Annotated in this window: 14 protein-coding genes; 7 read left to right on the top strand and 7 right to left on the bottom strand. The window is 72.0% G+C overall.

Annotation, left to right across the window (positions count from 1 at the left end; all coding sequences use genetic code 11):
* Positions 1-6: 6 nt before the first annotated feature.
* On the bottom strand, positions 7-465 hold the full coding sequence (locus tag ACPXBU_RS16505; protein WP_393362059.1) for a MarR family winged helix-turn-helix transcriptional regulator: 459 nt from the start codon (positions 463-465) through the stop codon (positions 7-9).
* 180 nt (positions 466-645) lie between these two features.
* Here ACPXBU_RS16505 and ACPXBU_RS16500 point away from each other — a divergent pair, with 180 nt between their 5' ends.
* Complete coding sequence (locus ACPXBU_RS16500) at positions 646-2,118, top strand: DHA2 family efflux MFS transporter permease subunit (RefSeq protein ID WP_425758696.1); 1,473 nt, start codon at positions 646-648, stop codon at positions 2,116-2,118.
* A 41-nt stretch (positions 2,119-2,159) separates the two neighbouring features.
* On the opposite strand, the gene ACPXBU_RS16495 is transcribed toward ACPXBU_RS16500, so the two are convergent.
* The gene (locus ACPXBU_RS16495) at positions 2,160-3,488 is read right to left on the bottom strand and encodes an amino acid permease (RefSeq protein WP_393362052.1); all 1,329 of its coding nucleotides are present in this window, start codon (positions 3,486-3,488) and stop codon (positions 2,160-2,162) included.
* Between the two features lie 204 nt (positions 3,489-3,692).
* Complete coding sequence (locus tag ACPXBU_RS16490) at positions 3,693-6,905, bottom strand: ATP-binding protein (RefSeq protein WP_425758695.1); 3,213 nt, start codon at positions 6,903-6,905, stop codon at positions 3,693-3,695.
* Positions 6,906-7,153: 248 nt separating this feature from the next.
* On the opposite strand from ACPXBU_RS16490, the gene ACPXBU_RS16485 reads away from it, so the two are divergent.
* Complete coding sequence (locus ACPXBU_RS16485; protein ID WP_425758694.1) at positions 7,154-7,876, top strand: alpha/beta fold hydrolase; 723 nt, start codon at positions 7,154-7,156, stop codon at positions 7,874-7,876.
* A gap of 74 nt (positions 7,877-7,950) precedes the next feature.
* Here the strand turns inward: ACPXBU_RS16485 and ACPXBU_RS16480 are convergent, their stop codons facing one another.
* The 3 genes from ACPXBU_RS16480 to ACPXBU_RS16470 form a co-directional block, all read right to left on the bottom strand.
* The gene (locus ACPXBU_RS16480; RefSeq protein ID WP_425758693.1) at positions 7,951-9,156 is read right to left on the bottom strand and encodes an esterase-like activity of phytase family protein; all 1,206 of its coding nucleotides are present in this window, start codon (positions 9,154-9,156) and stop codon (positions 7,951-7,953) included.
* A gap of 131 nt (positions 9,157-9,287) precedes the next feature.
* The gene (locus ACPXBU_RS16475; protein WP_425758692.1) at positions 9,288-10,631 is read right to left on the bottom strand and encodes a M1 family metallopeptidase; all 1,344 of its coding nucleotides are present in this window, start codon (positions 10,629-10,631) and stop codon (positions 9,288-9,290) included.
* Positions 10,628-14,536 carry a Pls/PosA family non-ribosomal peptide synthetase gene (locus tag ACPXBU_RS16470; protein ID WP_425758775.1) on the bottom strand — a complete coding sequence of 1,303 codons (3,909 nt, stop codon included), beginning with the start codon at positions 14,534-14,536 and terminating at the stop codon, positions 10,628-10,630. Before ACPXBU_RS16470 ends, ACPXBU_RS16475 begins: the two co-directional genes overlap by 4 nt.
* 409 nt (positions 14,537-14,945) lie before the next feature.
* Between ACPXBU_RS16470 and ACPXBU_RS16465 the strand changes: the two genes are divergently transcribed.
* The 4 genes from ACPXBU_RS16465 to ACPXBU_RS16450 all read left to right on the top strand — a co-directional run bounded on the left by ACPXBU_RS16465 (position 14,946) and on the right by ACPXBU_RS16450 (position 24,387).
* Positions 14,946-21,881, top strand: a complete 6,936-nt coding sequence (locus tag ACPXBU_RS16465; protein ID WP_425758691.1) for an amino acid adenylation domain-containing protein — start codon at positions 14,946-14,948, stop codon at positions 21,879-21,881.
* Between the two features lie 26 nt (positions 21,882-21,907).
* Positions 21,908-22,819, top strand: coding sequence for a pyridoxal-phosphate dependent enzyme (locus ACPXBU_RS16460; protein WP_393362030.1), 912 nt, complete (start codon positions 21,908-21,910; stop codon positions 22,817-22,819).
* A gap of 31 nt (positions 22,820-22,850) precedes the next feature.
* Positions 22,851-23,786 carry a fatty acid desaturase family protein gene (locus ACPXBU_RS16455; RefSeq protein ID WP_425758690.1) on the top strand — a complete coding sequence of 312 codons (936 nt, stop codon included), beginning with the start codon at positions 22,851-22,853 and terminating at the stop codon, positions 23,784-23,786.
* 97 nt (positions 23,787-23,883) lie between these two features.
* Positions 23,884-24,387: an LURP-one-related/scramblase family protein gene (locus ACPXBU_RS16450; RefSeq protein WP_425758689.1), complete on the top strand. Its 504-nt coding sequence runs from the start codon at positions 23,884-23,886 to the stop codon at positions 24,385-24,387.
* 119 nt (positions 24,388-24,506) lie between these two features.
* Here ACPXBU_RS16450 and ACPXBU_RS16445 read toward each other — a convergent pair whose 3' ends face one another.
* Positions 24,507-25,487, bottom strand: coding sequence for an AraC family transcriptional regulator (locus tag ACPXBU_RS16445; protein WP_425758688.1), 981 nt, complete (start codon positions 25,485-25,487; stop codon positions 24,507-24,509).
* Between the two features lie 473 nt (positions 25,488-25,960).
* On the opposite strand from ACPXBU_RS16445, the gene ACPXBU_RS16440 reads away from it, so the two are divergent.
* Positions 25,961-26,827: an alpha/beta fold hydrolase gene (locus ACPXBU_RS16440; protein WP_425758687.1), complete on the top strand. Its 867-nt coding sequence runs from the start codon at positions 25,961-25,963 to the stop codon at positions 26,825-26,827.
* The last annotated feature ends 154 nt before the right edge of the window (positions 26,828-26,981 follow it).

The following is a 26,981-nucleotide window of genomic DNA, read 5'->3' as shown; positions in this document are numbered from 1 at the left end:
CCGGTCTCAGGTGTCGGCGGGCGCGGCGACCGGGCGGGTCAGCCGCGCCACCACGGATGCCAGCCGGTCGTCGAAGGCGGCGGCGTCCAGTGCGGCACCGAGTTCGGTGCGGCTGACCCGGGTGGCCGCGGCGTGCCGCTCGGTGCCCAGGTCGGTGATCTGGCAGTAGACGCCGCGGCGGTCGTGGTCGCAGCTGACCCGGGCGGCGAGTTGCTTGGCGGTGAGGCGACTGACCAGGCGGCTCATCGAGGACTGGTCGAGGGCCACCGCGTCGCTGAGGTCCTGGATGCGCATGCCGCGTGGGTTGCCGCGGGTCAGCTCGTCGAGCACCAGCAACTCGGTGAGGGTGAGGTCGAACTCCCGCACGAGGCGCTTGTCGAGGGTCTGGCCCAGGCGGCCGGTGAGGACCGTCAGTTGCCGCCACAGGTCGAGCACGTCCGGCTGCCCGCCGCGTCGTTCCGCCATCCCGACCGCCCTCCAAGTCGTCGCCGTACATCTTACACGTCCATGTACACGCATTTATTCTTCGTAATGCCGGAGCCCAGGACGCGGCCGGCTAGGGCGTGGAACGCTTAAAAATGTCTGCACCTACATGTATTCTGTGCGCGTCAATCCGGACCGCGCACCCGCTCGGAGGTAACGACCATGGCCAGCGACACCAGCGCGCCCCAACGCGCTCCCGGCGACAGGCCCGCTGTTCCGGATGCCGACCGCCTCGATCCCGCGTTCCTCAAGATGGCCGGAGTCCTGCTGCTGGCACTGCTCATGGCCCTGCTGGACGAGACCATCGTCAACGTCGGGGTGGACCGCCTCGGCACGGTCTTCGGGACCACGCTGCCGACCATCCAGTGGGTCACCGCCGGATACCTGCTCGCCGTCGCGGTCGCGACCCCGATCTCCGGCTGGGGCGTGGACCGGTTCGGCGTCCGTCAGGTCTGGGTGTTCTCGGTCGTCCTGTTCACCATCGGTTCGCTGCTGTCCGGACTGGCCTGGTCGGCCGGCAGCCTGATCGCATTCCGCCTGCTCCAGGGGCTCGGCGGCGGAATGATCTTCCCGGTCGTGCAGGCCGCCATCGCCCGCGCGGCGGGCCCGGCCAGGGTCACCAAGGCGATGGGCCTGATCTCGATCCCGCTGACCGTCGGGCCGGTGTTGGGTCCGATTCTCGGCGGCTTCTTCGTCGACGACATCAGCTGGCGTTGGATGTTCCTCATCAACCTGCCGGTCGGTGTCATCGCTCTGCTGCTCGCGCTCCGGACGCTGCCGGCCGACGCGCCGGACCCCGCAGCGCCGCGGCCACGCCTCGACGTCATCGGCCTGGCCCTGCTCTCACCCGGCTTCGCGGTGCTCATCTACGGGCTCACCACCGCGGCCCACCGTGGCGACCTCGGCGATCCGGCGGCGGTCACCGCCTTCGCCGTCGGCGCGGCACTGCTGCTGGCGTACGTGCTGCACGCCCGCCGCGTGACCGAGCCCCTGATCGACGTACGGCTGTTCACCCGGCGCGGTTTCGCGATGTCGGTGGTCACCATGCTGCTCGTCGGGGCGGTCGCCAACACGCTGCTGTTCCTGACACCGCTGTACTACCAGCAGTCACGCGCGTTCGGAGCCCTGCACGCGGGCCTGCTCATGGTGCCCTCGGGCATCCTCGGCGCCGCGGGGGCGATCTCCGTCGGCAAGGCCGGCGCCCGGCTCACCGCCCGCGTGACCGCTCCGATCGGGATGCTGCTCGCCACGATCGCCGCGCTGGTGCTGTCCGGCGTCGGTGACCACACCTCGACGGCCCTGACCGCGATCGCCTTCGGCGTCGGTGGCTTCGGCATCGGCTTCACCGTGCCCGGCCTGATGGGGTTCATGTACCTCGCGGTCGGCCCCGACGACGCTCCCCGGGCCACCAGCGCCCTGTTCATCCTCAACCAGATCGGCGGGTCGTTGGGCATCGCGGTGGTCGCGGTCGCATTGCAACAGCGGCTCAGTGACACCTCGGGCTTTCCCTCGCAAGCGTACGGCCGAACGTACTGGCTGGTGGCGGGCTTCGCCGTGGTGGCGGGGCTCGCCGCAGCCCTCCTACCCGGGCCGTGGCGGACCCCGCAGCAGCAACGACATCGCCCTCTTCGGTGAGCGGCGCGGCTGCTGACCGGAGAGGGCGACGTCGGTGCGGGTCACCGCCGTGGGCGTGTGCGCCGTACCGTTCGGGTCAGCGCGTACGTCACCATGATCGCCACCACGGTCGGCGCGCCGACCGTCCACGCGACCCGGAACGTCTCGACGAACAGCATGCTCACGACCACCGCCGCCATCGCGACCGCCGCCGCCGCGCTCGTGCGCCAACCGCCGGGCAGTGCCAGCGGCGACCGGCGCGTCTCGTCGGCGGTGCGCCGGCGGCGGAAGGCCACGTGGGTCGCGAAGATGAGCACCCAGGTCGTGGCGACGCCGAACAACGCGATGCCCAGCAGTTTCGCGAACGCGTCGTCGGGCGAGACGAGCGACACCGCCACCGCCAGGGGGAGCCCGATGGCCGACGCGGCGACCGCGTTCACCGGCACGCCGTGGCGGTTGACCCGCCTCGCCCAGGCGGGCGCCTGGCCGTCGACCGCGAGCGAGTGCAGCGTGCGGGTCGACACGTAGAAGACCGTGTTGAGGGCCGACAGCGCGGCGGTGAGCACCACGAAGTTCATCACCGCGGCGGCGGCCGGCAGCCCGGTCCATTCGAAGACCAACACGAACGGGCTGGTGGTGAGCGCGCCGTCCGGCGCCCGGCCGACGGCCTGCGACACCGAGACGATGACCACCATGCTGAGCAGGTAGTACAGGCATACGCGCAGAATCGTCCCCCGCGCGGCGCGTGGTAGGTCGCGTCCGGGGTCGGCCGACTCGGCCGCGGTCAGCACGAGCGCCTCGGTGCCACCGAAGCTGAATGTCGCCACGATCAGCGCGACCACGAGGCCGGTGAGTCCGTGTGGCAGGTAGGACGGCGCGTCGGTGATCGCCGACAGGCCGGTCGCCGGCCGGTCGGGCAGCCCGACGGTGACGAGCACGGCGCCGAGGACGAGGAACACCACGATCGCGGCGACCTTGATGGACGAGAACCAGTATTCGACGGTGCCGAAGGCTCGCACCGGAAACACGTTGACCGTGATGATCGCCGCGGCGGCGAGGGTGACCGGGATCCACAGCGGCACCTGCGGCCACCAGTACCGGACGTAGATTCCCACGGCGACGGTCTCGGTGCCGGCGCCGATCGCGACCACACCCCAGTACAGCCAGCGTTGGGTGAACCCGGCGAGGGGGCCGAGGTAGCGGTGGGCGAGCGCGCCGAACCCGTGCAGGTCGGGATGGGCGACCGCCATCTCGGTGGCGGCGTAGGTGAGGGCGATCGCGAGGAGCCCGCCGACGACGAAGGTGACAAGCACGGCCGGGCCGGCCATGGAGACGGCGAGTCCGGAGCCGAGGAACAGCCCGGTGCCGATGACCCCGCCGATCGTGAGCATCCCGATCTGGCCCGACGTGAGGCCACGGTGGAGCGATGACCTGGTAACAGGAGGTGACATGACCATGTCACCATGCAAACAAGCTGGTCGGGGCCGGACAACGAAGGAGAATACGCAGAACGTCAGGCAGGATCGGTGCCGTCGGTAGAAGCCGGACCTCCACCAGATCTTCGGAGGTGGTCCTCGGCGTCCGGCGGCGCGGACCTATCCGGGGATCGTCGTGTGGTCGATCGACGGCTCGGCGAGTTCGCCGAGGAGCCGTTCGGCGCGCCGGGCGAAGAGCAGGGCCCCGCAGGCGGTGGAGTGGGCCCCGGCGCGTTCGGCTGCGGCCCGGACCACCGCGAGGGGCTCCCCCCGTGCCTGCGACAGGCGCGCCCGCAGCAGCAGGAGCAGCCCTTCGCCGTAGCGCTGGCCGTGCTCCCAGACGGCCTGGTCGGCCCGGTCGAGGGCGGCTCCGGCCCGGTCCGGGAGGCCGGCCGCCAGCCACATCTCCGCGATCAGAGCATGATGGTAGGCGATTCCCCACTGTGGCGGGTCCAACAAATTGGCGGCCAGCAGTGCCTCGGCCTCGGCGGCGACACCGGCCGGGTCGTCGCCGGTGAGAGCCCGTGCCCAGCACCAGCTCTGCCTGATGTAATGGTCGATCTGGGATTGGAGGCGGGCCAGCCCGGCGGAGACCCAGCGCTCGCCGGCACGTCTGGCCAGCTCCGCGTCACCGGCCATGGACGCGATCATCGTGGTGTAGTAGACCCAGACCGCGGCCGCGTACGGATCACCCGGGGTGTCCCAGGTATCGACGAAGGCCAGCGCCGACTCGACGTCACCGTGCAGCGCGGTCATCACGGCCCGCCATCCGGGTCCTTCCCCCGGAATGCTGCCGTCGCGCCGCAGCGGGGTTTCCTCGTCCGGCACGGAGGGGTCGCCGTCCTCTCCGGCGAAACAGCGGTACGCCTCGCCGATGTTGCCGAGGTCCCAGTGGTACAGGCCCCAGGCCTGTCGCCCGTATCGTCGGGCACCCGGATCGGAGGACGTCTGACCGTACTCGTGCATCCGGCGGGCGAACCGCCCACGATTCCTCTCCAGGCAGGTGTACGCGCCCATCAGGCGGATGAAGGCGAAGTCGGCGGCCTCCGCCTCCCGGGCGAGACCGCGGGCCAGATATTCGGCCCGCTCCAATAGATCGAAGGTCGAGGCGTCGTAGCCGGACTGCCGTCTGACCACGATGGCGAGCAGCGTGAGGGCCGACAGCTCCAGCTCCATGAGACCCGCTGCCCGGGTGATCTGCACGGCGGCACGCAGGTGCCGATTGGCGGACTCGAACGCGAGCTTGGACGCCGCGTAGCGTCCGGCGCGGATCAGCGCCTCGCCGGTGCGATCAGGCTCGGCCAGGGCGCCGGCTGCCCACAGGTGGAAGGCGAGACGTTCGGCGGCGGCCTCGTCGTGGGCGTGGGTCCCTTCGAGGGCATCCGCGACGCGCAGGTGTAGCCGGACGATCTGCTGTTTCGTCGTGGTCTCGGAGACCGACTCGCGCACCAGGTCGTGCGCGAAGCGTATCGAGGACGGATTGTCCGGCCCGGGTTCGAGCAGGCCGAGGGCGTGCAGCGGTTCGAGGCTTTCGAGGCAGTCCGCGACGTCCACGCCGGCGGCGCGCGAGAGCAGCCGCAGGTCGATGTCACGGCCGATGAGCGCGGCGACGTGCAGCAGTTCGCGGGCGTGGTCGTCGAGGCCGGCCATCCGGTCGCGGACGACGTCGCGCACTGTGGACGGAACCCCCGCCGGCGCGGATGCGCCGTCCTCGCTGAGCGCGCCGTCCTCGCTGAGCAACCGGGACAGTTCCCGGACGAAGAACGGGTTGCCGGCGGTACGGGCGTGGATGGCGCGGGCGACGGCGTCGTCGGGATCGTGGCCGGCCTCGTGGCGGATGAGTGCGGTGACGTCGGTCAGCCCGAGCGGGCCGAGTCGGAGCCTACGGTGGCCGGGCAGCCGGCTGGCCGTGGCAAGCACCTGGGAGAGGGCCGAATCGAGCACCGGCGCCCGGTCGCGAAGCGCGCCGAGGATGGCGGTGCCGTCGGGCAGCCGGCCGGCCAGGTGACTGAACAACCGCCGGGAGGCATCATCGGCCCATTGCAGGTCGTCGAGGATCAGGAGTGTCGGTCGTTGTGCCGAGGCGCTTCTGACGAGGGCGACCACCTGCTCGAAGAGCCGGAACCGGGCGCTACCGTCGGGGACCGCCCGGACGGCGTCGCTGCCCGGCCCGAGCAGGATGCCGAGCTCGCTGGCGAGCCACTTCTCCCGCTCCAGCGCGGGCAGACTGTCGACGACCGCGCTCAGCGCCTGCTCCCACGGCCACATCGACGGTGTTCCGTCGCCCTCCAGACAGCGGCCCCAGATCACCAGGGCGCCGTGCTGGTCCGCCATCGTCGCGGCCTCTTCCAGCAGGCGGGTCTTGCCGACCCCTGGTTCGCCCTCGAGGATGCCGATGGCCGTGCCCCCGGCGACGGCACTCTGCACGGTGCGTCGCAGCACGGCGAGTTCCTCGGTCCGGCCGACCAGACCGACCCCGGTGGTCACCCGGACCTCGCCCGCCGTGTCCACTGACGACGGCGACACCGACGGCTGGGCCAGAACCCGCAGATGTGCCTCCGCAAGTGCCGGACCCGGGTCGACGCCCAACTCGTCGGCGAGGCGGTCGCGGACCGCACGGAAGACCGCGAGTGCCTCCGCCTGGCGGCCTGCGGCACCGAGGGCACCGACCAGGCCGGCGTGCACGGGTTCGTGGAAGGGCGCCATCGATGCGGCAAGTCGCAGGGCGCGAAGCACCCGCTCCGGTCGGCCCAGGGACACCGCCCGCTCGGCGGCGGCCGAGCAGGTGTCGTAGAACTCGTCGTCGAGCACGGTGAAGGCGGCCGCCGCGCTCGTCCCGTCGGCGATCCCGCCACCTGCCGGGCCGTGCCACAGGCCGAGCGCACCGACATAGTGGTCGAGCGCCGCTTCGTGGTGCTGTGCCGAGGCGGCCGTGGCCGCGCCGACGAGTCTTCGGAAGGTGACGAGGTCCAGCGTGCCGGGGGCGGCGACGAACAGGTAGGAGTTGCCGCGACGGTGCAGGAACGAGCCAGCGCTGCGGGCGGGAAGGTCCGGTTCGAGGATCCGTCGTAGCGCGCCGACGTACTTCTGGATCACGTTGAGGGCGCTGGCGGGGGCGTCGTCGCCCCAGATCAGATCGATCAGCTCGCTCGTGCTGACCGGCCTGCCGACGCGGGCCAGGAGCAGCGCGAGGAGGTATGCCTGTTGCGGGGGGCCGGCGTCCAGCTCGACGCCGTCGCGCCAGATTCGGAGCGGGCCGAGGATCTGTAGGGACAGCGAGGACCGACCAACCGGCGGATCTTCGTCGCCGGGTGGGTCGGGAGGGACTGGCACGGCCACGCTTATCGACCCCGAACCGACATGACAGCGATCGTCGCTTTCGCCCACCTGCACGGCGTACGTGGACCAGTCGATTCTACCGGTTCGGCAAGTCGGCCTTGTTACGTCGAGGTGCGACGGTCGGCGGCGTCTCCGACTTGACGGCCAGTTGATGGCCCGCGATCGGCGCGTTCAGTCGCTGTCCACACCCCGCGCCTAGCGTCGATCCCGACCGCACCCGAGGATCAGGGAAGAGGTACGCCATGGTGAGTGGAGACAGCCGACCGACGATCGTGCTCGTCCACGGCGCGTTCGCGGACAGCAGCGGCTTCGATCCGGTCGTCCGGCGGCTGCTGGCCGGCGGGTACCCGGTGGTCGCGGCGCCGAATCCGCTGCGCGGCGTCGCCTCCGACGCGGCCGGGGTCCGGGCGCTGCTGGACCGCATCGAGGGGCCGATCGTGCTTGTCGGCCGCTCCTACGGAGGTGCTGTCATCTCCACGGCCGCGGCCGGCAGCGCGCACGTGCGGGCGCTTGTCTACCTGGCGGCGTTCGTACCGGACACCGGTGAGGCGGTCGAGGAGTTGGTCGCCAAGTTCCCGGGCAGCACGGTGAACGAGTCGCTGAAGGTGGTGCCGCTGACCGACGGACACGTCGACCTGTACATCGACCCGGCGGTCTACCACGACCGGTTCGCGGCCGACGTCCCCGCCGAGGACGCGGCCGTGTACGCGATCGCGCAGCGGCCGGCCGCTGCGGCGGCGTTGGGCGAGCCGGCGGCCGGGCCGCAGGCGTGGCACACGATCCCGTCCTACACGCTCGTCAGCGGTGCCGACCTGATCATCCCGCCGGAGACGCAGGAGTTCATGGCGGTGCGGGCCGGGGCCACCGTCCGGGTGGCCGACGGCGCTTCGCACCTGGTCTTCGTCTCGCACCCGGACACCACCGTGGCCCTCATCGACCAGGCGGCCCGCGAGACCGCGAGCTGACGGGTTCGCTCCGCCGGGGCGCAGGCCTGGGACAGCCACTCGACGAGCTGTCCCAGGCCTGCGGTGGAGAAGGGTCAGTAGCGACGCAGGACGCGCTTGTCGGCATCCAGGTCGCGGTCCAGCTTGAGCACGATGAACTCGTTGTTGTCCGCCTGGCCGGCGGCGCGGCCCGAGGACGACGGGAAGTTGTTGTCGTTGAGGACTGCGATCGTACGGTCGTCGAGGATCACCACGTCCTCGATGGTCTGGAACGGGAACGTGAAGGTGCTGCCGAACCCGCCGACGTGCCGCGGGTTGGCGATGTTCATCAGGTCGGCGACAAGTGTCTTGTCGAGGCGCCCGTCCCGGTTCCGGTCGCGCTTGTCGGCCAGGTAGATCCTCTTCACCTTCGCCGTCTCACCCTGGCCGTTGTCCCGTTCGATGATCAGGAAACGGTCCCGGTCGACCATGATCGCGTCACCGATCGCGTGGTCGGCGGCGTCGAGCGCGTAGGTCCAGTGCCGACCGGTGTAGGCGTTGGTCCGGACGTCGAACTCGTTGAGCCGAAGGGTGCCCGTCGGGTCGCCCGCGACCGTGCCCTCGAGCAGCGGATAGAGCGTGCCGCCGTCCGGTGACTGGGCCATGCCCTCGAAGCCCTTGCTGCTGGAGATGTTGGCCGGGGTCGTACCTCGGGTCGGGTTCTCCGGAGCGAACACGCCGGGCAGTGGCACGGGCGCCTGCAGGAGACGACCCGCGCGGTCGAAGTGCAGCAGGTACGGACCGAACTCGTCACCGATCCAGTACGTGCCGTCGGCCGTCCGGGTGATCGACTCGACGTCGAAATCGGCGCCGGTGAGCACGCGGTCGGCACGGGTGAGAGCGAACGGAACCTTGCCGTACGGGTCGGTCAGGTTGATGCCGCCGACCACGTCGACGGCGCCGCCCGCGAAGCCGGGCGCGACCCGCTGGACCCGCAGCAGGAAGTCGGCGCTGTTGGCCTTGTTGCCGAAACCGTTGTCGGACAACACGTCGAAGGTGCCGTCGGTGTTGCGAAGGACGCCGCTGAACCCCTGGACCGGTTGGTCGAGGAACGGCGGGGTGATCCCGTTGATCGGGGCAGTGCCGAGTGCCGCGCCGGACGGTTCGCTACCGGGAACGAATGTCGCCGCCGGCAGCATGGCGAACTTGATCAACTCGGCTCGGTGCCGCGTGCTCTGCTCGGCCGCGGACGCGGCGCCCGGCAGCGTCAGGATCAGCGCGGCCACCGCAGCGCCCACGCCCACCCGCTTGCGTACTGCCATCAATCCTCATTTCGTGGAGAACGAAGGACCATGGTGATCCGATGGCAAGGTAGAGAGACGCGGTGAACTCGGACTGGCCACAGGGAATCCGCGCCCGGACCGTGCGGTGACCCTTCAACGCGTGTCGGTGGTCAGCGGGGCAACGGGGGCAGCGTCGGGCTGTCGAGCCAGGCGGCGAACAGATCGTCCAGGGGCTCGCGGGCGAAGCGCTGGGCGTGCAGCCGGAACTGCTCGGTCGTGACTGTCGCGTGCTGGTGCTCGGCGACCCACGCCCGCAGGAGCGCGAAGAACGAATCGTCGCCAACCCGCCGGCGGAGGGCGTGCACCGTGAGCGCGCCACGCTTGTAGACGAGCGGGTCGAACATCCGGTTGACGCCGGGATCCGCGACGACGACGGTGCGCGGGCGATCCGCGACCCACGCGTACCACCGGGCGGCCAGGGCGTCTGTCGGCAGGTCGCCGCACACGCCGGACCACAGCCACTCGGCGTACGTGGCGAAGCCCTCGTTGAGCCAGATGTGCCGCCAGTCCGCCACGGTGAGGCTGTTGCCGAACCACTGGTGGGCCAGCTCATGCACGATCAGCCGTTCGTGCGTGCGCCGGCCGTCGACGTGGTTGCGGCCGAAGACCGCCATGCCCTGCGCCTCGACCGGGTCGTCGAGGTCGTCGTCGGCGACCACGACGACATACTGCGTGAAGGGGTACGGCCCGAAGAGCCGCTGTAGCGCCGCCATGATCTCGCCGTGCCGGCCGAAGTCGTGGGCGACGGTGCGGCGCAGCGCGGGCGGCACCGCGGCGCGCTGCGCCACCTCACCGACAGCCAGGTCCACCATCTCGTAGCGGCCGATCTGGACGCTCATCAGGTACGGCGAGGTGGGCTCGCGCCGCTCGTACACCCACGTCGTGGTGCCCGCGCCACGGCGCTGTCGCACGGGATCGCCGGTCACCAGGACCGTGTACGGGGAGGGGGTCGTGACCGCCACCCGGAAGGTGGCCTTGGCGCCGGGCTGGTCGTCGCACGGGAACCACGACGGCGATCCGTTCGGCTGGCTGGCCACGAGCACCCCGTCGGTGAGCTCCTCCCACCCGAGGTTGCCCCAGCGGCCGGAGATGGGCACGGGCTTTCCCGCGTACCGGATCTCCACCCGGAAGGTGTCTCCGGCGCCGATCGGCCGCTCGGGTTTGATCTGTAGCTTGTCCGGGCGGTGCAGGTACTTCGCCGGGCGCCCGTCCACCCGGACGTCCTGGACGCGGAGCCGACCGAGATCGAGGGTGAACCGCGACAGCGACTGCCCGGCCACCGCGGTGAGGTCCGCCCGGCCACCGAGGCGGTTCGTCGCGACCCGGTAGTCGAGTTCGAGGTCGTAGTGCCGCACCCGGTAGCCGCCGTTGCCGTGCTCGGGCAGGTAGGAGTCGCCGGAGCGGTCGGCGCCGGGCGTCGCGCCGCTCGACGTCGACGCCGCCGTCGGACTCACGCCGACCGTGCCGCTGGCGCCGGCCAGGTGGTGATCGGGTTACCCAACCACCGGCTGTCGCACGGCACGGCGTCGCCCCGGGTCACAAGCGAACCGGGCCCGACGGTGGTCCGCGCCCCGATGCTCGCGCCCGGCAGGACGATGCCGTGCGGGCCCAGCGCGGCGCCCGCGCCCAGTGTCACCTCGTCCATGCTCATCACACGATCATGGAACAGGTGGGTCTGCACCACACAACCGCGGTTCACCGTCGCGCCGTCGCCGAGGCGCACCAGGTCGTACTCGGGCAGCCAGTACGTTTCCAGCCAGACGCCCCGGCCGATCGTCGCGCCGAGCGTGCGCAGCCACGCCGCCAGCAGTGGCGTGCCGGTCGCGAAGCGGACCAACCACGGCGCGGCGAGGACCTCGACGAACGTGTCGGCGAGTTCGTTCCGCCAGACGAAGGAGGTCCACAGCGCGCGCTCGGTGACCCGGAAGCGCCCGACCAGCAGCCATTTCGCGGCCGTCGCGAGGGCGGCGGCGATGATCGCCGCGCCGAGCAGCACCGGCCCGGCGGTGAGCGCGGCCGCCCACCACCCGCCGGTTCGCCACACGAGCGCGAGGACGGCCAGCACGCCGACCGCCAGGGCGCCGGCGCACATCACCGGAACGATCCGGCACAGTTCGATCGCGGCCCGGGCGAGCTTCAGCCGCAGTGGCGGGTCGAAGGTGCGGCTGGTGTCGGCCGCCTCCACGGTCCGGCGCAACGGCATCGGCGGCGCGCCGAGCCACGACGAGCCCTTCTTCGCCTTGAACGGCGCCGACGACAACACGCCGACAAGCCCACGCTTGGGCACCGAACGCCCGGGCGCCGCCATCCCGGAGTTGCCGAGGAACGCCTGCTTGCCGATGCGGGCCGGGGCGACGCGCAGCCACCCGTGGCTCAGCTCGTAGGTCGCGACCATCGTGTCGTCGGCCAGGAAGGCCCCGTCGGCGACAGTTGTCATCGCCGGCACCGCGAGCACCGTGGAAGCCTCCACCCCGCGCCCCACCTTGGCGCCCAGCAGCCGCAACCACACGGGCGTGAAGAGACTGGCGTAGAGCGGGAACAGCCCGACCCGCGCCAACCCCATCAGCCGCTCGGTCGTCCACACCTGCCACGCCACCCGCCCCCGCACCTGGTGGTACCCGGTGCGCAGGCCGATGCTGAGCGCCCGGACAGCCCCGAGGATCAGCAGCGCGTAGCCCAGCACGTAGGCGACGCTCGCCACCGCGACGGCGGCCAGCACCGCGCCGACCGTTGGCCGGGCGGCGAGCGTCCAACCCAGCAGGGCGATCGCCGGCAGGGCGGCCACGACCGGCACCAGCCCCAGCAGTTGGGCGGTCAGCGCGTACGCGATCGGCCAGCCGCGCGACCGCAGTCGCGTTCGCGGGGGCCGCTGACCGGGCCACTCGGCGGGATCCTTGGCAGCGGGCGCGGCAGGCGAGCCGGCCCAGCGCTGATTCGCCGGTACGGCGCCGGTCACTGTCGAGCCGGCGGCGATGCGCGCGCCCTTGCCGACGCGGGCGCCGGGCATCAGGGTGCTGCGGGAACCGACCCGGGCGCCCGCGCCGACGCGGACCCTGCCGACATGGACGACATCGCCGTCGACCCAGTGGCCGGACAGATCGACCTCCGGCTCGATCGCCGCGCCGCGACCGAGCTTCAGCAGTCCGGTGACCGGCGGCGCGGAGTGCAGGTCCACGTCGGGAGCGATGGACGCGCCGAGCGCCCTGGCGTACGTGGTCATCCAGGATGCCCCGGCGACACTTGTGGCGCCGGTCAGCTCCGCGAGGCGTTCGGCGGCCCACAGCCGCAGGTGTACGCCGCCACCGCGCGGGTAGCTGCCGGGGCGTACCCCGCGTAGCAGCAGTCGCGCTCCCGCGGCGGCCAGGGCGATCCGGCCGAGCGGACTGAACAGCAGAAGCCAGCCCAGCGCCACCCACCACCACGACACGTCAGGCGCCCACGGTGTCGGCACGAGCAGGGTGAGCACGATGCCGAGGGCGGCCAGGACGGTCAGCCAACGCAGCCCGACGAGCGCGAGCATCGGCGTCATCAGCGCGGCCTGGATCAGCCCGGCCCGCCTCGGCGTCGGCCGGACCTCCCGACGGACCGCCGCCGTGGTGTCGAGCGCGTCGACCATCGCCGCGAGCCGCGACAGTTTCGGGCGAAGATAGATGTCCGCCACCGAGACGCGGGGGTGCCGGCGGCGGATCCACGCCACCAGTTGCGCCGCGTTCAGGCTCCCGCCGCCGTGACTGAAGAAGTCCGCGTCGGCCTCGGTGGGGCGTACGCCCAGGATCTCGGCCCAACCGCCGGCGAGCCATTCCTCCGTCGCGGTCAGCTCGCCCGCGGTGTCCTGCGGCGTGGCCAGCGGCCAGGGCAGCGCGGCCCGATCCACCTTGCCGGACGTACGGGTCGGCAACTCGTCCACCACGGCCAGCAGCGGCACGAGCGCGGCCGGCAGTTGCTCACGGATCCGCAGCGCCGCCGACGCGGCGTCGAACGTGACACCGTCGTGCGGGACCACGTACCCCACAAGCAGTTGGTTGCCGGCGGCGGTGCGTTGCACGGCCGCGGCGGCGCCGGCGACGTCGGGCAGCGCCTGGAGCGCGGCGTCGATCTCACCCAGCTCGATCCGGCGTCCGCCGAGCTTCACCTGTTCGTCACCGCGGCCGACGAACAGGAGTCCCTCGGGCTCCGCCCGGACGATGTCGCCGCTGCGGTACGCCCGCTGCCAGCCGAGCGCGGGCAGCGCCGCGAACTTCTCGGCGTCCCTGCCGGCGTCCAGGTAGCGGGCGAGTCCCACCCCGCCGATCACCAACTCGCCGGTCTCGCCCATCGCCACCGGAGCGCCGGAGGCGTCGACCACCGCGAGGTCCCAGCCGGCCAGCGGCAGCCCGATGCGTACCGGCCCCTCGCCGGTCATCCGCGCGGCGCAGGCCACCACCGTCGCCTCGGTCGGTCCGTAGGTGTTCCAGACCTCGCGGCCCTCCACGGCGAGGCGCTGCGCCAGCTCCGGCGGGCAGGCCTCGCCACCGAAGATCAGCAGCCGGACCTCCTCCAGCGCCTCGACGGGCCACAGCGCGGCGAGCGTCGGGACCGTCGACACCACCGAGATGCGCTGCTCGGCCAGCCACGGACCGAGGTCGACGCCGCTGCGGACGAGCGCCCGCGCGGCAGGCACCAGGCAGGCGCCGTGCCGCCACGCCAGCCACATCTCCTCGCAGGACGCGTCGAACGCCACCGACAGGCCGGCCAGGACCCGGTCCTGCGGACCGATCGCCTCGCTGGCCTCGTCGGCGAGGAACAACAGTGCCTCGGCGTCCACGAAAGCCGCCGCCGCGCCGTGGCTGACCGCCACCCCCTTCGGGGTGCCCGTCGAGCCCGAGGTGAAGATGATCCAGGCGTCGTCGTCCGGGCCGGGCCGGCCGTTCCGACCTCCGGGGGTACGACGCAGCGTCACCGCCAACCCGTCGCCGAGGACCGCCGCGACTCCCGCCTCGGTGAAGACGAGCTCGGCGCGCTCCTCCGGATCGTCCGCGTCCACCGGCACGTAGGCCGCGCCCGCCGCGAGAACGCCGAGGATCGCCAGGTACAGCTCGGCCGTACCGGAGGAGATCCGGACACCCACGCGGTCGCCGACACCGATGCCGTGCCCGGCCAGCGACCTGCGGACGGCCTCGACCTCGTCGGCCAGGTCGCGGTACGTCAGCGCCGTGGCGCCGCTGTCGAGCGCGGCCGCGTCGGCGTGCGCGCGCACGGAGTCGTCGAGAATGTCGACGAGCGTGCGGCGGGCCGCCGCCGGGGAGGATCGGAACACCGCGGGGACCGCCGGTGCGGCAACGGTCGGCGGCAGCGAAGCCACCTGGGGTTGACTTGTCACGGGCACCCGGCGTTCACCATCTTCGTCTCACGGATCAGCGTCAACCAGGGGTGCGGCATGCGGACCCGCCCTGGGCAGCCCTCAACGCTACGTCGCGTCCGGCCGGAAGAGACGGCGAAGTAACGGCTTCGTGTCCACCACCACAGCGACCCCTTGCACGAACACCGACCGGCGGACCCCACTTCTGCGTCGTCGATTTCACTCCTAGTTCACCGCAACCGGTGTGCGTCAACGGTGTTCCCGCAGGCAGCGGCGGCGTTGGCCGGTGGGCCGTCGCGTTCACCAGGTGAACGCGCCCGTTACCAAGATCCTTCCGAGCGTCGGCCGGAGTTCATCCGCGGCCCTCAGTTGGTCCCTAGGGTCTTGCGCCGGCACGCCTTTCGCTGTCCGCGACGCCCGGGAGCCCTTCATGAGTCAGGCCATCGACATCCGCACCCCGCCGGTGGGGGAGGGTCCACTGTGGCAGGCGATCGTCGCGCAGGCCCGGCGCCGGCCCGCGGCTGCGGCCGTGGTCGACGGCGCGGGCGCCCTGACCTACGCGGAGCTCGTCGCCCGCGTCGAGGAGCGGGCGGCGGAGTTGACGGTGGCCGGGGTGTCGGGCGGCGACCTGGTGGTGTTGCGCATGCCGCGCGGCCGGGACGCGATCGTGGCGATGCTTGCGGTCCTGCGGGTGGGCGCGGGCTACGTGCCCATCGACCCGGCCTATCCGGCGGCCCGTCAGGAGCTCATCCTCGCTGACGCGAGGCCCCGCGCGGTCATCACCCCGGATGGCGTCGCCGCGACGGACACCCCGGTCGGCACGGAAGCGCACGGAGTGGCCGGCGCGGCGTACGTCGTGTACACGTCCGGGTCGACGGGGCGGCCCAAGGGCGTGGTCGTGCCGATGTCCGCGCTCGCCGCGTTCTGCGCCGCCGCCCGGGAGCGCTACGCGCTGTCCGCCGCCGACCGCGTCCTGCAGTTCGCGTCGTTGAGCTTCGACGCCAGCGTCGAGGAGATCTTCCCGGCGTTGACCTGTGGGGCAGCCGTCGTGCTGCGCGACGATGACATGATCAGTCGCCCCGACCTGTTCCTGGACGGCTGCGCGGGACTCGGCATCACCGTGCTGGACCTGCCGACCGCGTACTGGCACGACCTGGTCGCCGCCCTGGACCGCGGCGAGGCGACCCTGCCCGCCACGATCCGGTTGACGATCATCGGGGGCGAGGCCGCGCGGCCCGACGCGGTGCGCCGGTGGCAGCGTGCCGCCGGCCCCCGGGTACGGCTGCTCAACACCTACGGGCCGACCGAGACCACAGTCGTCGCCACCGCCGCCGACCTGACCGGCTGGGCCGGCGACGTCGTGCCGATCGGGCACCCACTGCCCGGCGTCACCTGTCGCGTACTGGCCCCGGACGGCGCGGAGACCCCAGACGGTGAACCCGGGGAGCTGGCGATCGGCGGAGCCCAGGTCGCGGCTGGGTACCTGCGCCGGCCGGACCTGACCGCCGAGCGGTTCCGGCCCGAGCCCACCGGTCGCGAGTACCGCACCGGCGACCGGGTACGCCGTGCCGCGGACGGGTCGCTGGAGTTCCTGGGACGCCTCGACGAGCAGATGAAGATCCGTGGTTTCCGGGTGGAGCCGGGGGAGATCGAGGCGGCGCTGCGGACCGTGACGGGCATCGAGGACGCGGTTGTGGTGCTCGGTGAGCGGGGCGGCCAGGCGCGGCTGACCGGACACGTGGTGGGCGCGCGCGGGATCGACCTGACCGCCGTTCGCGCCGCCCTGGCCGAGGTGCTTCCCGCGTACCTGGTCCCGGCAGCTCTGGTGCGCCACGACCGCCTGCCGCTCACCGTGCAGGGCAAGGTCGATCGGCGGTCCCTGGCCGCGGTCGTCCCGGACGGCCCGGTCGTGGACGCCGGCCTCACCCCCGCGCAGCGCGCGGTCGCCCGGATCTGGACGGCGGTGCTCGGCATCCCGCAGGTACGCCAGGACGACGACTTTCTCGCGCTCGGCGGCGACTCACTCGACGCCGTACGGATGATCAGCGCCCTGCGGCACGAGCACGGCGTGGAGCTGACGCTGAGCCGGCTCTACGCGGCGCCCACCCTGGCGGAGGTGGCCACCCTCGTCCGGAGCGCCGACACCGGCGGGGTAGCCGAGACGGTCGCCGTGGCCGAGGGCGTCCCGGTGGCGCTGAGCGCCCTGCAGCGGGACTTCTGGATCGCCGAGCAGGTCTGCGCCGACCTGCCCGCGCACACCCTGGGCATCCGCTACCGCTTCGCCGAGCCGGTCGACCCCGCCGCGTTGGCCCGAGCCCTGACCGCGCTGGCTCGTCGACACCCACTGCTGCGCGCCCGGTTTCCCGACGACGGCGCCGAGCCGCGGATGGTGATCGGTTCCGACGCCCTGCTCGAGCTGGTGCAGGGGGAGCCGGTCACGGCGACGTTCGACCTCGCCGCCGGCCCGCTCGCGCGGGCGTACCTGGGCGCCGACGGTAGGCACCTGGTTCTGGCCGTCCACCATCTGGTGTTCGACGGCTGGTCCGCCACGGTCGTCGGGGAGGAGTTGGCCGCGCTGTACCGCGCTGCCCACACCGGTGCGGAGCCCGACCTGGCCCCTGCCGTCGCGCTGCCCGATCTGGCGGCGCGGAACACGGCCGCCCGCTCCGACGCCGCCCTGCGGGAGTACTGGCGGCAGCGGTTCGTCGACGCGGACCTCGACCTGGAACTGCCCGTCGACCGGCCGCGCCCGGTGGCCCGGTCCTTCGCCGCCGCGCGGCTCACCCGTTGCGTCGACCCGGCGCTGCTGGAGCGGCTGCGCGCCTACGGGCGAGGCGAGCGCGCGAGCCTGTTCATGGTGGTGCTGGCCGGGCTGCAGACGGTCCTCGCCCGCTACACCGGCCGCACCGACGTGACCGTGCTGACTCCGGTCGCCGGGCGCACCGGACCGGGCGAGGCCGCCCTGGTCGGGCCGCTGCTCAACATCCTGCCGATGCGCGGTGACGTGGCCGGCGCGCCGACGTTCGCCGAGTTGGTTGCGCGGGTCCGCGACGCCGTCCTGGCCGACCTCGACCACCAGACGCTCGCCCTGCCCGACCTTGTCGACGCGTTGGCGCGGCCCGGCAGCGGCAACCGGAACCGGGTCAGCCCGGTGATGCTCACCGTGCACAACACGCCGACGCCGCGCGACACGACCGTCCGGTACGCCGGGGAACTCGCGCCCGCCGCCACCATGGTGGACCTCGCCGTCGGCCTGGACTTCCCGGCCGACGGACCGCTGCTGACCATCGACTACGCCACCGAAATGTTCGACGAGCCACGGGTGGCGGCGCTGGCCGACCATCTGCTCACCCTGCTGGCCGCCGCCGCGAGCGACCCGTGCACCGAGGTGCTACGCCTGCCGCTGCTGACCGCCGAGGAGCGGCACCGGATCCTGCACGACTGGAACGACGTCGCGGCGCCCGTTCCGGATGCGACGACGGTCCACGAGCTGTTCGAGCGGCACGCCGCGGCCACACCCGACGCGCCGGCGCTGACGTTCCGCGGCGTCACGATGAGCTACGGCGACGTGAACACGAGGGCCAACCGCATCGCCCGGCGGCTGCGGGCCGCGGATGTCCAACCCGGCGACCGCGTGGCGATCTGCCTGGATCGGGGCCTCGACCTGTTCGTCGCGATGTGGGGCGTGCTCAAGGCGGGCGCGGCCTACGTGCCACTCGACCCCGCCTACCCGCGCGAACGGCTCGACTACATGCTCGCCGACAGCGGCGCCGCCGTGCTGATCGACGCCGCGTACCTGCGGGACCCGCTGCCGGAGGACGGCAGCGACCTGCCGCCGGCCGCCGCGGCGGACGACCCGGCGTACGTCATCTACACCTCCGGCTCCACCGGCAAGGCCAAGGGCGTCGTCGTGACACACCGCAACCTGGTGCACGCCGCCGACATGTGGCAGCGCGCCTACGACCTTCGCCCGGAATGGACGTACCAGCAGGCGGCCAGCTTCTCCTTCGACATGTTCGTCGGGGAGACGCTGCGGGCCCACACCACCGGCGGGCGGCTGGTCGTCGTGCCCCGGGAGACGCTGCTCGACCCGGCCGACCTGTACGAGCTGATGCGCGCCGAACGGGTCGAGTGCACCGAACTGGTCCCTGCCGTGCTGCGTGGGCTGCTCGCACACGCCGACCGCACCGGCGCGGGCCTCACCTGGCTGCGGATGCTCATCGGCGGCGGCGAGAAGTGGCACGTGCACGAGTACGAGCTGGCCCGCCGACTGGTCGGGCCGCACGGCCGGGTGGTGAACGCGTACGGCGTGACCGAGGTGACAGTCGACAACGTGTGGTTCGACGGCTCCGCGGCGCACCTGCCCGCCGAGGCGCCGCTGCCGATCGGGCGCCCGTTTCCCCGCAACCGCGTGTACGTGCTGGACGCCCACGGCGAGCCCGTACCCGCAGGTGTCGTCGGGGAGCTGTACCTGGGCGGCGCCGGTGTCGCCCCCGGATACCACGGGCGGCCCGAGCTGACCGCGCAACGTTTCGTCGACGACCCGTACGCCCCCGCACCCGGGGCCCGCATGTACCGCACCGGCGACGCCGCCCGCTTCCACGCCGACGGCACAGTCGACTTCCTCGGCCGCCTCGACGACCAGGTCAAGGTCAACGGTTACCGGATCGAACTGGGTGAGGTGGAGGCCGCGCTGGGCGCCCTGCCGGGCGTCGCGTCGTGCGCGGTCGCCGTGCACACCCCGACCTCGGGCATCGCCCGGCTGATCGGATACGTGGTCACGGCGACCGGCGAGGAGGCCGACGAGGCCGCGCTCCGTGACTCGCTGGGTCGTACCCTGCCCGTGCACATGGTCCCCGCCCGCGTGCTGACCCTGAGCGCGTTGCCGTTGACACCCAACGGCAAACTCGACAGGCGCCGCCTGCCCGCGCCGCCGTTGACCGGCGCCACCGTGACCGGCCCCACGCCGGGGACACCACGGGAGAAGGCGATCGCCGAGGCGTGGTCCGCCGTGCTCGGTGTCGCCGACATCGGTCTTGACGACAGCTTCTTCGCCCTCGGCGGGGACTCGTTCGCGGCGTTGAAGGTGGTCCGGCAGATCACGCCCGCGCCCACGCTGCTCGACCTCTACCAGCAGCCGACCGTACGCCGACTCGCGGCACTGCTGGACAGCCGCGTGGAGAGCCCTCCCGCCGAGCGGCGGATGCTGCACCGGCTCAGCCCGCGCGACGCGGACGTCGCCGCGGGTGGCGTGACAGTCGTCGGCGTCCCGTACTCGGGCGGCAGCGCGGTCGCCTACCAGCCGCTGGCCGACGCGCTGCCCTCCACCTGGGCACTGCTTGCCGTCGAGCTGCCCGGGCACGACTACGCGCGCCCCGACGAGCCGCTGCTGCCCTCGGCCGAGGTGGCCGAGCGGGTGCTCGTCGAGCTGCGGGAGGTCAGCGGACCGGTGCTGCTGTACGGCCACTGCCTCGGCGTCGCCGTCACCATGCAGATCGCGCGGCGCGCGGAGGAGGCGGGCGTCGAGCTCGCGGGTGTGGCGCTCGGCGCGGGCTTCCCGACGGCCCGACTGCCGGGACGGATCTTCGACTGGTTCTACCGGTTCGTGCCGACCGACGCGTTCACCTCCGACCGCGAGTACCTGGCCTACCTGCGGGGCCGTGGCGGCTTCACCGACGTGGACGACCCGCAGCAGCAGGCGTTCGTCCTGCGCAACGTCCGGCACGACGCCCGCGACGCCGAGGAGTTCTTCACCGCCGCCTATGGGGAACAGACCGCAAGACTGAAGGCTCCCGTGCTGGCCGTCGTGGGCTCGCGCGACCGGGTGACCGAGCACTACGAGGAGCGCTTCCACGAGTGGGAGCACTTCGGCGAGGGCGGTGTGCGCCTCGCGGTCCTGCCCAAGGCCGGGCACTTCTTCGTCAGGTCACACGCGCAGCCGCTGGCCGCCGAGCTCGTGGCGTTCGCGGGCGGCGCGACGACCGAACCCGTTCGTCAGAACCACCAGGCGGGGCCGGCGCCAAGTCTCGCGCGCTTCGCGACGGTCGCCGCCGGTCAGTTCCTGTCGATGATCGGCAGTGGGCTCAGCGCTCTCGTGCTCAGTATCTGGGTCTTCCAACGCACCGGATCCCTCACCGACTTCGCCGTCGTCAACGCGATCGGCCTGCTGCCCGGCATTCTCGTCGGGCCGGTCGCCGGCGCGGTCGCCGACCGCTGGGACCGGCGACGGGTGATGCTCGCCAGCGACACCGTCGCGGGACTGTCCATGGTGGCGCTGGCCCTGGTGGTGTTCGTCGGTGGTGGCCTGCAGCTCTGGCAGATCTACCTGGCGGTGTCGGTCACCTCGATGGCCGGCGCGTTCCAACGGCCCGCCTACCTCGCGGCCGTCACGCAACTGGTGCCCAAGCGGTTCCTCGGGCACGCCACCGGGATCAACCAGCTCGGTGTCTCGGTCGGCACCGTGTTCGCCCCGCTGCTCGGCGCCGGCCTGATCGCCACCGTCGGTGTCTCCGGCGTGCTCCTCATCGACACCGCCACCTTCGCGGCCGGGGTGCTGTCCCTGCTGCTCGTGCGGATCCCGAACCTGATGTTCCGTCGGCGGGAGGAGACGTTCCGCACCGAGATCGCCAACGGCTGGCGTTACATCCTCCGCCGCCCCGGCCTGCGGGCCGCGTTGCGGTTCTTCGTCGTCGACCATGCCTTCTACACGCTCGGCTTCGCCGTCATCACCCCGATGCTGCTCATCGAGCAGAGCCCCGCGGTGCTCGGTCTGGCCCTGGGCGCCGGGGGCATCGGAGGGCTCGCCGGGAGTGTCGTCATGGGCGTCTGGGGCGGAACCGTCCGCCGCGCCCACGGTCTCATCCTCTTCATGGGCCTGGCGAGCATCGCGATGACGGTCGTCGGGCTCGGCGCCGGCCCGGTGTGGGTGATCGTGGGCATGTTCCTGCTGACCTTCGGTGAGTCGCTCGCCGAGGGGCACTGGATCGCCGTCGTGCAGACGAAGGTCGGTTTCGAGTTGCAGGGCCGCATCCTGTCGATCTTCATCTCGCTGATGATGCTCACGATGCCGATCGGCTACCTGGTGGTCGGCCCTCTCGCCGAACGCTACGTCCAGCCGCTGCTCGAACCCGGCGGCGCCCTCGCCGGCAGCGTCGGTGAGGTGCTCGGCACCGGCCCCGGCCGCGGACTCGCGCTGCTGGTGACAGTCAGTGGCCTGCTGCAACTCGCGTGGGCCGCGCGGGGCTGGCTCGACCGCCGGCTGCGCCTGCTCGAGGACGACCTGCCCGACGCCCTCCCACCCGCCGAGATCGGCTCCCGCGACGACCTGCAGCGCGCGGCCGACGCCGCCCTGCCCACCACCCGCTGACATCCTCCCTCGCGAAAGGCCGCCACGTGTCTGTCGACACCCACATCGAGCACCCCATCGACGCGTACGGGACGCCCCTGATCGACGCGCGGGACCTCGTACCCGGCGTCCGGATCCTCGTCAAGGACGAGACCCGGTACGCGTCCGGAAGCCACAAGGAACCGGCCGCACGCCAGGTCGTCGCCCGGGCGATCGCCGAAGGTCGACGGCGCATCGTCATCGCCACCTGCGGTAACTACGGACGCGCGATGGCCATGGCCTGCGGCGCCATCGGCATGCCCTGCACCGTCGTGCTGCCCACCGGCTGGAGCGACGGCGGCGCCTTCATGCGCTCGGCAGGCGCGGACGTGCACCTGATCGACGGCAGCTACGAGGACGCGGTCGACGAGTCCCGGCGACTGGCCACCCTCGACGGCGCGATCGACGGCAACGTCGACGGACCCTACGTCGAGGCGGTGTTCACCGGCCACGGCACCGTCGCGCACGCTCTGCACGCCGAGCTGGACGAACCCCCGGCGGCGCTGTGGATCCCGGTCGGCAACGGCACCACGGTCATCGCCGTACACCGGGCGTTGGGCCAGCTCGGGTGGAACGTGCCGCTGCACGGCGTCGGCTCGGCCGGCAACAACCCGCTTGTGACGAGCTGGCCGGGACCGTACCGGATGCTCGATCCGGACGGCGTCGCCACGACCGACCACAACCAGCCGCTCGTCAACTGGCACGCGCTACAGGGTCCCGAGGCCCTCGACGCGATCAGAGCCAGCGGTGGTGCCGTGCACGCGGCCACCGACGACGAACTGCTCACCGCGCGGCACCTGCTCGCCGAGTACGGCGCCCAGCCCACCGCCGCCGGCTCGGTCGCCCTGGCCGGGCTGCTCGCGCACGCCCGCGGCACCGCGGTGACCGGAACCCACGTCGTCCTGCTCAGCGGCCGCTGATCCCGCCCACACCCGCCTCCGAGGAAGAACCATGACGCTCACCGCCGCGCCCGCGTCCACCCCCACCCCCGCACCGACCCTGTTGTTCGCCCGCGCCCGCACCACAGGCGCCGACGAGCGCGTCTTCCTCGGCAAGCTCGGTGTCCTCGCCCTGCTCACCGCGGCCGGGGCCACCCTCGCTCTGCGTCCGGAGCCGGGTGCGGTCGTCGCGGGCGTCCTGTTGCTGGCCGCCATGTACACCCACGCGGTCGAGCTCCAACACCAGGCGCTGCACCACTCCGCGTTCCGCAGGGCCTGGCCCCACCGCCTGGTCGGGGTGCCACTCGGCCTCCCACTATTCGTGGTCTACAGCCACTACCGGGTACGGCACCTGCAGCACCACCGCTTTCTGGGCACCCCGCACGACACCGAGTTCTTCGGGTTCGACACGCGCCAATCGCTGACGCTCGCCACGCTGCTGCGCGGTGCGTTCGACTACCACCGCGTCCTGGTCGTGTTGCGGGACGTCGTCCGCAGCGCGGCCGGCCGGTGGACCTACGAGTTCGGTGACATCAGCCCGAAGATGCGGCGGCACGTCGTGCAGGAGCACCTGGTCCAGGGCGCCGCGGTTCTCACCGCCACCGGTCTGGCCCTCGCCGGTCTCGGGGAATATGTGGTGCTGCTCTGGGTTCTGCCGGTCGTCGCCGCCGTGCCGATGCACTTTCTCGTCGAGCTGCCCGAGCACATCCTCTGCGACACCGAGACCCCCGACGTGCTCCACAACACCCGTTCGATCCGGGGTAGCTGGTTGAGTACCTGGTACACAAACGGCAACAACCTGCACATCGAGCACCATGCCGCGATGAGCGTACCCATCAACCAGCTCCCCGCCCGGCACGACGAGACGAGGCGGTTCGCCAGGCACGTCGAGCGGACGTACGCCGACTTCTACCGCAAGCTGTGGCAGGCGCTGCGCCCCCCGAGGTAGCACCCGGCTCGCACCGCTGAGAGCGCACTCGACAGGTCCGGGATCCGCAGCCCCTGCGCCCCCGGCGATCCGGCCGCTGGTGGGGGAGAATCGAGTCATGTTTGTCATCAGGGAGCGGTTCTTCTCGATCGGCGACGACTTCGACGTGCTCGACGAGCACGGCGCCAAGGTCTTCCACGTCGACGGCAAGGTGCTCAGCGTCCGCAACAAGGTCGTCATCGAGGACGCGTCCGGCCAGGAGGTCGCCACGCTGCACCGGCACCTGGTGGCGCTGCGTCCGACGTACGAGATCCGCATCGGCGGCGAGAAGGCAGCAGAGGTCCGCAAGAAGCTGCTCACGCCGTTCCGCGACAAGTTCACCATCGACGTGCCGGGGCCCAACGACCTGGAGATGAAGGGTGACCTGCTCGACCACGAGTACGTCATCGAACGCGACGGCACCGAGGTGGCCGCGGTCTCCAAGCGGTGGCTGACGATCCGGGACACCTACGCCGTGCGGGTCACGGCCGGCATCGACCCGCTGCTCATCATCGGCAGCGTCCTCGCGCTCGACCTGGCCCTGGACCGCGACGAGAAGAAGAAGAAGGAGGACGAGGACTGACCGTCACCTCGCGGTGCGCCGCAGTACGCGCATGATCAGCAGTCCCGTCCTGCGCTGGGGCGGTCCCGGTTCGGGGCCACGCGCCCGTGGATACGCACTCCCTCGGGACGAGGTGGGCGTCAGGTGCGCAGGGTGTGGCTGGGGCTGGATGCGTAGGCGGCGCGGTAGTCGGTGCTGAAGCGTCCGAGGTTGGTGAAGCCCCAACGCTTGGCGATCACGGTGACGGTGGCACCGGTGGTCGGGTCGGCGGCCTGCAGGTCGCGGTGGGCGCGTTGGAGGCGGACCTGGCGGACGTACCGCATCGGCGTCGTGTCGTGGTGGCGGCGGAACGCGAGTTGCAGAGCCCGAGGACCCACACCGGCCGCGGCGGCGACCTGGTCGACGGTGATCGGCTGGTCCGCGTGCTCGTCGATGTAGGTCACGGCTCGGCGTAACGCCTTCGGAGTGACCTCGCCGGCGGCCCGTGGGGTTGCGGCGTGGGCGGTGTTGGGAAACACGGCAAGCGCCGTCGCCGCGAGCAGGTGGCGGGTGTTCCCGGCGACCAGAGGGTTGGTCAGCAGAGCGGGGTCGGACAGCACGCCGCGGGTGAGGTGGGAGAGCGTCTGGGGCCAGTGTCGGCCGAGTGTCGGCGAGATCGGCCGGGGGCCGTCGAAGCGCAGGTCCGCGCCGCTGATGCCGGTTTGGGTGTGGGCGACCTCTTCGAGCAGGGCACGGGGGAGGCGGGCGACGAACGTGTCGACGTTGTCGTAGGCGAGGTCGGCGGACTGGTCCGGCAGGATCAGCATCACGTCGCCGGGCCGTAATCGGTATTCGTCCTTGTTCTCGGCGATGGTGAAGCGGCCGCCCATCAGGTGGGTGATGTTCAGGTCGCCGTCGGGCGCGGTCTGGGCCTGGGTGCGGGCCGAGTAGTGCAGGCGGGTCACGCCGATGTCGGCGAGGGCGGTGGTGGCGGTGCGCAGGCCGACTCCGTCGCGGCCCTTGGCGTAGGAGCGGACCTTGATGTCGAGGAATGCCTGCCGAACGAAGTTGTGGGCCTGGTCGGTGTCGTTGGTGGCGTAGCGCTGCCAGTGTGAGCCGGAGTAGACCGTGCCGTCTGTCATGTCCACGCCTCTCCCGCTCGTGCTCTGGGCGACCGTTCCCAGCCACGATACGCATCACCTTCGCGGCAGGCGTAGGTCGCCGCGCGATGTCTGGCGGTACCGCTCCTGTGCGGATATGCAGCAGGTGGATCGTCTCTCCGGCTCTTGCCGAGGCGATTCCGCGGGTGCCCTTGGTCAAGCAGTCGGGCAGGGGCACCCGTGTCCTACCGATCGGGTGACGCTGGCCCGTTTGGGGGTGTGTCCTCCAACAAGGTGAAACCTGAGCCATTTTCCCCTTCTGCGCGGGATCTCCGCTGACCGTCAGTACGGTGAGTGTCGGGCCATCGAGCAGGTCATCGCGGCACCGGCGCCCAGCCGCCAACGCTGCGCGCCGCTCGGCTGCGCTCGCAACCGCCTGCGGCTTCGGCGGGGTCGCGTTGGTGCCACGCACCTCTGCCCGCGTTCGGAAACCACTTACCAACGAGGGGGAAGAGATGCTCGGTATCTCGCTACGTCGGCCGAAGACCATCGCCGCGACGCTCGCCGCCGCGACGCTTGTGACGGTGCTCGGCTCAGCCGCCCCACACGTGTACGCGGACGGCGGTGTGCATCCCACCCCGGACCCGGGGCACGGCGACAGACCGACAGTCGTCCTGGTGCACGGCGCCTGGGCCGACGGATCGAGCTGGAGTGGGGAGGTCCGCAGACTCCAGGCCCGCGGTTTCGAGGTCCAGGTCGCGCCGCAACCCAGCCGGGGGCCGTCGATCGACAGCGGCTACCTGAAGGACTTCCTGTCCACTATCGAGGGTCCCATCGTGCTCGCGGCCCACTCGTACGGCGGTTTCGTGGCGAGCGACGCCGCGACCGGCAACAACAACGTCAAGGCCCTCGTGTTCGTCGACGCGTTCGCCCCGGACAAGGGGGAGACCGTGGAGGAACTCACCGCCGGCTCCGGCTCGGTGCTGGAGCCGGCCCTGACCGACCCCACGAGCGTGTTCAAGCTCGTGCCGTTCCCCGGTGCCCCGGAAGGGGCCGTCGACGCGTACGTCCTGCCGAAGGTGTTCGTTCCCGGCTTCGCCAACGGTCTGCCTCGGCGGCAGGCGGAGGTGCTCGCCGTGAGCCAGACAGCCCTGGCCACGAACGCCCTGGCCGAGCCGGCCACCGAGCCGGCGTGGAAGACGATCCCGGTGTGGGCGGTTGTCGGGACCGAGGACCGGGTCATCCCGCCGGCCCGCCAGGAGGAGATGATGAAGCGGGCGGGGGCCGACATCACTCGGATCGACGCCGGCCACCTGGGCCTGATCTCGCATCCCGGTGAGGTTACCGAGGTCATCCTGGAGGCGGCCCGGACGACCGCCTGACGGGACCTGAGGACATCGGCGGCACATTGCCGGAAAGACAGAGACGCGCCTGCGAAAAGGCCGGCCGTGGGGGGGCCGGGGGGGAGGGCCCCGCCGGGGGGGGGGGGGGGGTTGGGGGAGCGGGGGGGGGTGCGGGGGGGGCGGGTTGGGTGGG

Origin of the sequence: Micromonospora sp. DT231, from assembly GCF_049847025.1 — a bacterium.
Lineage (GTDB): Bacteria > Actinomycetota > Actinomycetes > Mycobacteriales > Micromonosporaceae > Micromonospora.
Note: the sequence above shows the minus strand (reverse complement) of the source record. Positions and strands in the feature narration are given on the sequence as shown.

What these genes read in the sequence shown, in the direction of transcription:
- ACPXBU_RS16465 (WP_425758691.1), top strand. Translation starts at nt 14,946, where the DNA reads ATGAGTCAGGCCATCGACATCCGCACCCCGCCGGTGGGGGAGGGTCCA.
- ACPXBU_RS16450 (WP_425758689.1), top strand. Translation starts at nt 23,884, where the DNA reads ATGTTTGTCATCAGGGAGCGGTTCTTCTCGATCGGCGACGACTTCGAC.
- ACPXBU_RS16445 (WP_425758688.1), bottom strand. Translation starts at nt 25,487, where the DNA reads ATGACAGACGGCACGGTCTACTCCGGCTCACACTGGCAGCGCTACGCC.
- ACPXBU_RS16455 (WP_425758690.1), top strand. Translation starts at nt 22,851, where the DNA reads ATGACGCTCACCGCCGCGCCCGCGTCCACCCCCACCCCCGCACCGACC.
- ACPXBU_RS16440 (WP_425758687.1), top strand. Translation starts at nt 25,961, where the DNA reads ATGCTCGGTATCTCGCTACGTCGGCCGAAGACCATCGCCGCGACGCTC.
- ACPXBU_RS16495 (WP_393362052.1), bottom strand. Translation starts at nt 3,488, where the DNA reads ATGCTCACGATCGGCGGGGTCATCGGCACCGGGCTGTTCCTCGGCTCC.
- ACPXBU_RS16505 (WP_393362059.1), bottom strand. Translation starts at nt 465, where the DNA reads ATGGCGGAACGACGCGGCGGGCAGCCGGACGTGCTCGACCTGTGGCGG.
- ACPXBU_RS16500 (WP_425758696.1), top strand. Translation starts at nt 646, where the DNA reads ATGGCCAGCGACACCAGCGCGCCCCAACGCGCTCCCGGCGACAGGCCC.
- ACPXBU_RS16485 (WP_425758694.1), top strand. Translation starts at nt 7,154, where the DNA reads ATGGTGAGTGGAGACAGCCGACCGACGATCGTGCTCGTCCACGGCGCG.
- ACPXBU_RS16480 (WP_425758693.1), bottom strand. Translation starts at nt 9,156, where the DNA reads ATGGCAGTACGCAAGCGGGTGGGCGTGGGCGCTGCGGTGGCCGCGCTG.